The 10,127-nt window shown below is 44.3% G+C and carries 6 protein-coding genes and 1 riboswitch; of the genes, 4 read left to right on the forward strand and 2 right to left on the reverse strand.

From position 1 onward, the window contains the following. Positions 1-64: 64 nt before the first annotated feature. Both pflB and A5294_RS04360 read right to left on the reverse strand, forming a co-directional pair. Entirely contained in the window at positions 65-2,440 is a 2,376-nt protein-coding gene (gene pflB, locus A5294_RS04355; RefSeq protein ID WP_004106337.1) for a formate C-acetyltransferase, read from the reverse strand. Positions 2,441-2,557: 117 nt separating this feature from the next. After that, positions 2,558-4,255, reverse strand: a complete 1,698-nt coding sequence (locus A5294_RS04360; protein WP_064340564.1) for an NAD+ synthase — start codon at positions 4,253-4,255, stop codon at positions 2,558-2,560. A gap of 221 nt (positions 4,256-4,476) precedes the next feature. Between A5294_RS04360 and A5294_RS04365 the strand changes: the two genes are divergently transcribed. From A5294_RS04365 to thiC, 4 genes are all read left to right on the forward strand, one after another. Next, complete coding sequence (locus tag A5294_RS04365) at positions 4,477-5,310, forward strand: MetQ/NlpA family ABC transporter substrate-binding protein (protein ID WP_004106340.1); 834 nt, start codon at positions 4,477-4,479, stop codon at positions 5,308-5,310. A gap of 192 nt (positions 5,311-5,502) precedes the next feature. Continuing rightward, positions 5,503-6,327, forward strand: a complete 825-nt coding sequence (locus A5294_RS04370) for a methionine ABC transporter ATP-binding protein (RefSeq protein ID WP_004106342.1) — start codon at positions 5,503-5,505, stop codon at positions 6,325-6,327. Between the two features lie 2 nt (positions 6,328-6,329). Continuing rightward, positions 6,330-7,010 (forward strand): methionine ABC transporter permease, encoded by a 681-nt coding sequence (locus A5294_RS04375; RefSeq protein WP_004106344.1) that lies wholly within the window; start codon positions 6,330-6,332, stop codon positions 7,008-7,010. 64 nt (positions 7,011-7,074) lie between these two features. Beyond that, a riboswitch (TPP riboswitch) is annotated at positions 7,075-7,180 on the forward strand. Continuing rightward, a complete protein-coding gene (thiC, locus tag A5294_RS04380) occupies positions 7,178-9,835 on the forward strand; it encodes a phosphomethylpyrimidine synthase ThiC (protein ID WP_004119078.1) in 2,658 nt (885 codons plus the stop codon). (Overlaps the previous riboswitch by 3 nt.) Positions 9,836-10,127: the final 292 nt, after the last annotated feature.

Here is a 10,127-nt window from a genome sequence, read left to right on the forward strand (position 1 = left end):
GCAATTAACAAAAGCCGGGAGCGAAACTAGCCTCGCTCCCGGCGGTGTTTACTAATCAACCAAATCAGTCAGTAACTGAACCCTGGTGGAATGTACGAGAAATAACGTCGAGCTGCTGCTCCTTAGTGAGCTTCACGAAGTTCACTGCATAGCCGGAAACTCGAACCGTCAAATGCGGATACTTTTCTGGGTGCTCAACAGCATCTTCAAGCTGTTCCTTACGCAACACGTTGATGTTCGCGTGGTACAAACCGTGACCGTTGCCAGCATCCAAAATGCCAACCAAGTTGCTGATGCGCTCGTCTTCGTCACGACCTAAACCATCAGGAGTAATGGTGTTCGTAAGCGAAATGCCGTCAAGAGCATCGTCGTAATCAATCTTTCCAACGGAGAACATCGAAGGAAGCATGCCGTGCGAATCCATGCCGTTTTCTGGGTTTGCGCCTGGAGCGTACGGAGTACCCTTCTTGTGACCGGATGGGAAGGAACCAGTGTTCTTGCCATACTCAACGTTAGAAGTGATAGTCAAAATGGACTGAGTTGGTACAGCATTACGGTACACAGGCAAACGCTTTACCTGACCCATAACAGTGCTCACAACCCACTTAGCTAAGTCGTCTGCACGATCGTCGTCGTTACCGTAAATTGGGAACTCGCCAACAGTCTTGTAGCCAACGATTAAGTCGTCGTCGCCACCCTCAATGTACTCGTACTCGTGGCCTTCAGTTGTCTTAGCATCCTTGTTGTAGATTGGGTAAACCTTTGCATACTTCAAAGCAGCCAAGGAATCTGCAGCAATAGACAAACCGGACATGCCGCAACCAAGCGTACGATAAACTTCCTTATCATGCAAAGCCATTTCGATGGACTCGTAAGCGTACTTATCGTGCATGTAGTGGATGATATTCAAAGCCTCAATATAGGTTTCGGAAAGCCATTCCAAAGCCTTCTCGTAGTTAGCCTTAACTTTCTCGTAGTCGAGAGTACCGTCAGCTTCTGGCTTGATTGGGTCAATAACACCCTTATCAATAACCTGCATACCGGTCATTTCATCGCGACCGCCGTTGATTGCGTAAAGCAAAGCTTTTGCAGAGTTCACGCGAGCAGCGAAGAACTGCATTTGCTTACCGACGCGCATTGGAGAAACGCAGCAAGCAATAGCAGCGTCATCACCCCAGTGCTCACGAATGTCTTTATCGGACTCGTACTGGATTGCAGAAGTGTCGATAGAAATTCGTGCGCAGAAACGCTTATAAGCTTCTGGAAGCTTTGGATCCCAGAAAATAGTGATATTTGGCTCAGGACCAGGTCCCAAATGCTCAAGAGTCAAAGTGTTGAGCAAACGGAACGAAGTCTTGGTTACGAAAGTGCGACCGTCCTCGCTGAAGCCTGCATCGGACCAAGTTGCCCAGTAAGGATCACCAGAGAAGATTGCGTCGTAATCCTTAGTACGCAAGAAGCGCACAATACGAAGCTTCATAACAAGAGCATCAATAATTTCCTGAGCGTCGGTTTCGTTAATTAAACCTGCCTTCAAATCGCGCTCAAAGTAGCAATCAAAGAATGCAGAAACGCGACCGAAGCTCATTGCAGCGCCATCCTGGCTCTTAACAGAAGCAAGATAGCCCATGTAAGTCCACTGAACAGCTTCCTTAGCGGTCTTAGCTGGACGAGTCAAATCCAAACCGTACTCGTTACCCAAGTTAATAAGCTGCTTCAAAGCCTTAATCTGCTCGTCATGCTCTTCGCGGAAGCGAATCCAATGCTCAATTTCAGTCTCGGTAAAATCGTTACGGTATGGAATCGAATCCTTGTCGCGCTTCTTGAACTCAATAAGCATGTTCACGCCGTAAAGAGCCACACGACGATAATCGCCAATAATACGACCGCGGCCGTAAGCATCTGGCAAACCGGTCAAAATCTTGTTGTGGCGAGCAATCTTAATATTCTTGGTGTAAACGCCAAATACACCATCGTTATGAGTCTTGCGGTAGACGGTGAAGATCTTCTTGATTTGAGGATCTACTTCCTTGCCAGCTTCTTTAATAGCCTGCTCAACCATGCGCCAACCGCCATTTGGCATCATAGCGCGCTTGCAAGGCTCATCAGTTTGCAAACCGACGATTACGTTATCTACTTCTGGGCTTTCAATGTAGCCTGCTGGCATTGCATCAATGCCTGCTGGGATATGAGTTTCAACATCATAAACACGACGTTCACGTTCAACAGCCAAGTAGTTGTCGTCGAGATACTTCCACATGTGCTTCGTTTTTTCAGTGGCATTTGCCAAGAAGCTTTCGTCACCTTCATATGGCGTATAGTTCTTTAATATAAAGTCGCGTACGTCAATGTCTTTCTTCCAATTGCCGTCAGTAAAACCATTCCACGCTTCGGTACGAAGATCCTCTTCACTGAGAACTGGTGCATCAACTGATGTCATGTTTAGACTCCTTTTGTACCCGCAACGCATCTTCACGCTGCCCTAATAACAATGTTAAAGCATGGGTAAACGCATACACGAGTAGTTTTGCAAAAAATCTAGTGAAATACATCACATTTATTCACGAAAAGCTGTGGTAACAGGCATTCTGCGATCCCTGCCAAAAGCAATAGCACTTACTTTTGGTCCAAGTGGATACTGCCTGCGCTTCCATTCTGCGCGATCAACTAAACGCATAACCGTGTCAACAGTATGCTCGTCAAAACCATCTTCAAGCAAATCCGCTCTACCATGAGCAAGCTCAATATGAGCCTCTAAAACGCGATCAAGCAAATCGTACTCAGGTAAAGAATCAGAATCCTTTTGCCCTGGACGCAACTCTGCACTCGGAGGCTTAATAATAGAATTAACAGGAATAAGCACGCCATCTTGCGGAGCTTTCGCTTTCTGAGAATCCTCATATCCAACAATTGGCAGCATACCAATACCTACTCCAGCATTCGCAGCGCGATTCCTCCAACGAGAAAGTGCCCAAACGCGCGTCTTAAGCAAATCCTTAATAGGAGCATACCCTCCTACCGCATCGCCATAGATAGTAGAATATCCGCAAGCAAGCTCCGATTTATTACCAGTTGCGAGCGCCAAAACACCGCGCGAATTTGAATATGCCATTACGATTACGCCACGAACGCGAGCTTGCAAGTTTTCCGCAGCAACTCCTTCTAAGGAAAGTTGTGATTGGAAAGCTTTAAAAAGCGGTTCAATTGGTTGCACATCGTAGTGAGCGCCAATTCGCTCTGCTAAATCGCGCGCATCGTCTTTAGAACCGTCCGAAGAGTACATGCTTGGCATAGAAATGCCATACACATTTGCTCCACCGCAAGCATCGGCAGCCATAGTAGCTACTAAGGCAGAATCAATTCCTCCAGAAAGTCCTAAGCACACGCCCTTAAAACCATTCTTACGCATGTAATCTCTAAGACCTACAACACACGCACAATACACTTCTTCATCTGCGTCAAGTTTTGGAGCAATGCTTGAAACTTTCTGCTTTTTCAGCGAGTTATCAAAATCAACAAACGACAAATCTTCAGCAAACATTGCCGAGCGTTCAAGCAAAGTTCCGTCAGAATCAACAACAAAACTTCCACCGTCAAAAACCAAATCATCTTGACCACCGACCTGGTTCACATACACAACCGGCGCATTGACTTCAACAGCGCGCTTTTGAGCCAAACTCAAGCGCACATGAGTTTTACCTTCCTCATATGGAGAACCGTTCATAGTTACTAGCGCATCGATACCAAGTTTTGCCAAACGCGCAACAGGACCGCCGTCTTGCCAAATATCTTCGCAAATAGCAAAACCTAGACGTATTCCATCTACTTCCAGCAGCTCACACTTATTGCCAGAAGAGAAAATACGAAACTCGTCAAAAACACCATAATTTGGCAAGAAATGCTTGTCGTATTGCAACACAGATTTGCCTTCATGCAATACGAGAAGCCTGTTTCGAGGCTTTCCAGCAGACTCGTCAAAGCCAACAGTTCCAACTACTACGTAAAGCTCCCCCAAGCCTTCTTCTGAAAGTTTTGATGCAAGCAAGTCTGCAGCTTTTTGTGCAGCTGTGCGGAACGTGGCACGCAAGGCGAGGTCTTCAATAGGATACCCAGTCAAAGTCATCTCAGGAAATACAACCATGCGAGCACCCGACTGCTTTGCGCGCGCAGCATACTTCAAAACTTTTTCAACGTTGCTATCAATATTCCCAACGCAGGTATCTATCTGCGCTAACGCCAATCGCAAAAAACTCATACATTACAGTCTAGTAGATAGCTTCATTGCAAGTAAGCGACGTGTTGAAAAACTTATTTTTTCTCTTTCCACACTGCAAGTATGCGAATTATTAACACGTCATAAATAATACTAATAAGCAAAGTATAGAATTATTGATTTTTCTCGCCTATATTGATAATTCGTTACTCGCGAAGGGGATTTAACTTTAAACGAATTTCACCGAACAAGGAGCAGGAAATATGCGAAAAATTAAAGTTATTGCATCAATTACAGCACTGGCAGCATTAGCGACTTTCACTTTAAGTGGCTGCGGTAGCTCAAAAGCAGGCGCGAAGGATGACAAAACTATTACTGTTGCTGCTTCGCCTACTCCGCATTCTGAAATCTTAAATAAGGTTGTAAAGCCAATCTTGCAAAAAGAAGGCTACAAGCTAGTAGTAAAGGAATTTACTGACTACGTGCAGCCAAATACAGCTACTGAAGAAGGCGAAGTTGACGCAAACTACTATCAGCATTTGCCTTATCTTGACAACTTTAATAAGGAAAAGGGAACTCACCTTGTTTCAGTAGGTGGAATTCATTTTGAACCATTTGGATTGTATCCAGGAAAAACCAAGACGATTAAAGCATTAGCAAATGGCGCAACTGTTGCAGTTCCAAATGATCCTACTAATGAGGCTCGCGCATTGCTTCTTTTGCAAGATGCTGGATTGATTAAGTTGAAGAATCCAAAGGATATTAACGCTACTACAAAAGATATTACTGAGAATCCTAAGAATTTGAAGTTTAAAGAACTTGAAGCGGCAACAGTTCCTACTGCCATTAAGGATGTGGATCTTGCTGCCATGAATGGCAATTACGCTATTCAAGCTGGTTTTAACCCAACTAAAGACCCACTTACTTCAGAAAAAGTTGGTGGCATTGCGGCTAAAACTTATGAAAATATTATTGTAGTAAAGAAGGGCTCTGAAAAGTTTGCAAAAATCAAAGCCTTACTCAAAGCTTTGAAGACAAGCGAAGTGCGCGACTATATTACTAAAACTTACAAAGGCGCTGTGCTTCCTGTTTTCTAAATAATACTCACAATGTAGCCACCTAATGCCGCATGTGTATGCTTCGTGTATGCTTTGCGGCATTATTTTATAAGCGTGTAATATACGTAATGTGCGTGCTAGTCAATAATCTAGTTAATGACGCTAGTTAGTAACTCTAGTTAGTAACGAAGTATATTTCACACAGAAAGCAATAATCTGTTAAGGAAAAGCATGATTCAGATCGAACATCTTCACAAAAGCTACGGCAAAGGTAGCAAAGCGAATGAAGCATTACACGACATTAATCTGACTATTGAATCGGGAGAAGTATTCGGAATCCTTGGTTCTTCTGGTGCAGGAAAGTCTTCGCTAGTTCGTTGCATGAATCTGCTTGAGCGACCAACTTCTGGCAAAATTATTATTGACGGAAATGATATTAGCGAAGTAAAAGATAAAGAACTTGCAAAAGTACGCACTAATATTGGCATGATTTTCCAGAATTTTAGCCTTTTCCAGCAACGTACAGTATTGCGAAACGTCACTTTCCCATTAGAGTTAAATCACACTGCAAAAAAGGAACGAGAAGAACGCGCAAACTACTTGCTTGACTTAGTTGGTTTAAAAGATTTTGCAAACCGCTACCCTAGCCAACTTTCAGGCGGACAGCAGCAGCGCGTAGCAATTGCACGAGCATTGGCGAATAATCCGTCGATTATGCTTTGCGATGAAGCAACAAGCGCACTGGACTCCACAACTACTGCGCAAATCCTTGATTTATTGCGCCGAATTAACCGCGAACTCAACGTAACACTTGTTATTATTACACATTCGCTGGCTGTAGCACGAAATATTTGCGACCGAGTTGCAATGATTGATGGCGGACGCATTGTGGAATTAGGTGACACGGATACGCTTTTTGCAAATCCACAAAGCGATATTTTGCGAACTCTTATTGCAGATGAAAAACAAGAAAATCATCGTGCTAAAACTACAAACACGCTTGCAAACGAGGCAACAGACGCACAAACAAACGCGCTTACCAATGAGGTGAAATAACAATGTTAGAAGCTGCTACACAATTTTTTAACGACTACGGTGACTTACTTATTGAAGGCGTGCAAGACACACTCGTAATGACATCAGTTGCAACACTTTTTGCATACCTTATTGGACTTCCAGTTGGCGTACTTCTCATTACATCAAACAAAAAAGGTATTTGCCCTAACGCGCCAATTAACGCAGTTCTAGGCTGGATTGTTAACATCGTGCGTTCTGTGCCGTTTATTATTTTATTAGTTGCAATAATTCCTTTTACTCGTCTCATAGTTGGCACTTCTTTGGGAGTTCCTGGAGCTATTGTGCCACTGGTAATTACTGCTGCACCATTCGTTGCTAGAGTAGTTGAACAATCTTTAGCCGAAGTTGACGGAAGCTTAATTGAAGCAGCACAAAGCTTTGGAGCAAGCAAATTGCAAATTGTTTGCAAAGTGTTGCTGTGGGAAGCTTTACCTTCGCTAATTCGCGGAGCTGCGCTTACATTTATTACGCTTTTTGGATTCTCCGCAATGGCTGGAACAGTTGGCGCAGGCGGACTCGGAGATATTGCAATACGATACGGATACCAGCGCTATCAATACGATGTGATGACAGTGGCTGTTATTCTTTGCATTATCCTCGTGCAGATTGTGCAAAGCTTGGGAGATTTTATTTCACGCGCAATCAATCATCACGAACGCTAAAGAATTTCGCAACATACCCACCACCAATTAAATGCACATAATCGTGTAAACTTACTGGTAATTCGACATTTTGCAGGGGTGCTTTCGAAAGAAGGCTGAGATGGTATTAATTTGCCTAACCCTTCGAACCTGTTAGTTAATACAACGTAGGGAGCAACGATTTTAGTATGACATCGAATTATCCGTACGCATCAATGCGTAATCAATTTAATCTAAGTGCCTGCTTTATTGCAGACCCACAAGCTTGTAATAATCGTCCACTTACAGATATTGTCGATGATGCTTTGCGCGCTGGAGCGACTTTTATTCGTCTTCATTGCAACAATGAAAACGCTAAAGAAATCACTACTATTGCACGCGATATTGCACAAATCATCGAAGACAATAACAAATGCGATTCTGTAACTTTTGTTATCGATGAACGTGTTGATGTCGTTTGGCAAGCTCGCAATCAAAGCATCAAAGTTGACGGAGTGCATTTAGCACAAAGCGACATGGAGCCTAGAGAGGCTCGCGCACTTCTTGGCGAAGATGCTGTAATCGGCTTATCTGTTGAAACCGAAAGCTTAGTTAAAGTAATAAACGAACTGCCAGATGGATGCATTGATTACATTTGCGTAACAGCAATGCACAATCCTGAAGAAGGATGCGAAAGCACTACTGCCGCTTACGAATTGGAAGCAAACCACACAACGCTGGACGAAGCGAAAATTAATACGATTTGTTCCGCAAGTGATTTCCCAGTTCTAGTTGGCGGAAGAACTGCGCTCGACGATATCGATACAATCGCTCACACTAAGGCTGCAGGATGGTTCGTTTCTGAAGCACTGTATTCTTCAGAAACACCAGAATCAACTATGCGTGAGTTTGTTGAACATTGGAAAGCTGTGCGAGGCGAAGAAAAGCACGGCTACGCTAAGCGAGTAATAGTTGCAGAAAATTCTGAATCAAAATCTTCAGAAACTCAAGAAAAGAAACCAACTTTTATTAACGCTAAAGAAGCAAAGGATGCTGCGAAATTAGCTAAACAACAGCGAGTTGACATTGCAGCTCGTGGTTGCACTCAGCGCGATAAAGCTCATATTCGCAAAACAACTCCAGTTCATTTTGAGTATGAATATGGTTCTTACGATTTGGAAGTTCCTTATACGGAAATTAAGCTTTCGGATACTCCTGGCGTAGGTCCTAACCCGCCTTTTAAGGATTACAATACTGAAGGTCCAAAGTGCGATCCGAAGGAAGGCTTGGCTCCGCTTCGACTTGACTGGATTCGCGACCGCGGTGACGTTGTGGAATATGAGGGTCGCAGGCGCAATCTTCAAGACGACGGCAAGCGCGCAATTAAGCGAGGCAAAGCTTCTAAAGAATGGCGTGGTCGCACGCATAAGCCAATGAAGGGCGCAGATCATCCGATTACGCAAATGTGGTACGCTCGTCACGGAATTACTACTCCGGAAATGCAATACGTTGCAACGCGCGAAAATTGCGATGTAGAGCTAGTTCGAGAAGAAATTGCAGCAGGACGCGCTGTAATTCCTTGCAATATTAACCATCCTGAAGCTGAGCCTATGATTATTGGCTCGCGCTTCTTAACTAAGCTCAACGCAAACATGGGTAATTCTGCTGTTACGTCATCTATCGACGAAGAAGTAGAAAAGCTTACGTGGGCTACGAAGTGGGGTGCGGATACCGTTATGGATCTTTCCACCGGTAACGATATTCACACAACGCGCGAATGGATTTTGCGCAACTCCCCTGTGCCAATTGGAACAGTTCCAATGTATCAGGCTTTGGAAAAAGTTGAGGATGATGCTTCTAAGCTCAGCTGGGAGCTTTTCCGCGACACTGTTATTGAGCAGTGCGAGCAGGGCGTTGACTACATGACTATTCACGCTGGCGTGCTTCTTCGCTACGTGCCGCTTACTGCAAACCGCGTAACCGGTATTGTTTCTCGTGGTGGCTCAATTATGGCTGAATGGTGCTTGCAGCATCATCAAGAGAGCTTCTTGTATACGCATTTTGAAGAATTATGCGAGATTTTCGCAAAGTATGATGTTGCATTTTCTTTGGGCGATGGTTTGCGTCCAGGTAGCTTGGCTGATGCTAACGATGCGGCTCAGCTTTCCGAGCTTATGACACTTGGCGAGCTTACGAAGATCGCTTGGAAGCATGACGTGCAGGTGATGATTGAAGGCCCTGGTCACGTGCCATTCGACACTGTGCGTATGAATATTGAGATGGAGAAGGCGATTTGCCAGAATGCTCCATTCTATACGCTTGGTCCTTTGACTACGGATACCGCACCGGGCTATGACCACATTACTTCCGCAATTGGTGGCGTGGAGATTGCGCGATACGGCACTGCAATGCTTTGCTATGTGACTCCTAAGGAGCATTTGGGGTTGCCTAACAAGGATGACGTGAAGCAAGGCGTGATTGCGTATAAGATTGCTTGCCACGCAGCTGATCTTGCTAAGCACCATCCACATGCTATGGATCGCGACAACGCAATCAGTAAGGCTCGCTTTGAGTTCCGTTGGTTGGATCAGTTCAACTTAAGCTACGATCCGGATACCGCAATCGCCTTCCACGACGAAACGCTTCCTGCAGAACCGGCAAAAATGGCGCACTTCTGCTCGATGTGCGGACCAAAGTTCTGCTCGATGGCTATTTCGCAAAATATTCGTAAGCGTTTTGGCGGAGCAGCTCAGCAGGAGCAGCTCGTTGAAGAAGCACGCAGTCAGGCAATTGCCGATGGTATGAAAGAGATGAGCAAAAAGTTCCAAGAATCCGGCTCATCGCTGTATCAAAGCGTGAAAGCATAAAATGCAGAAGTACAGAAGCAAAAACTGAATTGCAAGTGCTTCAATAACAATACTTACAACGGATAACAATAGAAGAAGGTTGATATAAACCAAAGCGAGTTTTATAGTGAGCTATTACGCTTGCTATAAGACTCGCTTTCTTTATATTCGCATTTAGATTCTATTAATCCGACCTTTTCGTTGCACGCGCGCAAAGTTTCTGCCGCATTACAGCAAAAATCCGACCTTTTCTGTACATAAGCGTATAGAAAATGTCGGATTAGTAATTGAGAAATGTAGTATTAAAGAATAT

Source organism: Gardnerella sp. 30-4 (genome assembly GCF_001641215.1).
GTDB lineage: Bacteria > Actinomycetota > Actinomycetes > Actinomycetales > Bifidobacteriaceae > Bifidobacterium > Bifidobacterium leopoldii.

Coding starts and splice junctions, on each gene's coding strand:
- A5294_RS04360 (WP_064340564.1), bottom strand. CDS start 4,255: ATGAGTTTTTTGCGATTGGCGTTAGCGCAGATAGATACCTGCGTTGGG.
- A5294_RS04375 (WP_004106344.1), top strand. CDS start 6,330: ATGTTAGAAGCTGCTACACAATTTTTTAACGACTACGGTGACTTACTT.
- pflB (WP_004106337.1), bottom strand. CDS start 2,440: ATGACATCAGTTGATGCACCAGTTCTCAGTGAAGAGGATCTTCGTACC.
- thiC (WP_004119078.1), top strand. CDS start 7,178: ATGACATCGAATTATCCGTACGCATCAATGCGTAATCAATTTAATCTA.
- A5294_RS04370 (WP_004106342.1), top strand. CDS start 5,503: ATGATTCAGATCGAACATCTTCACAAAAGCTACGGCAAAGGTAGCAAA.
- A5294_RS04365 (WP_004106340.1), top strand. CDS start 4,477: ATGCGAAAAATTAAAGTTATTGCATCAATTACAGCACTGGCAGCATTA.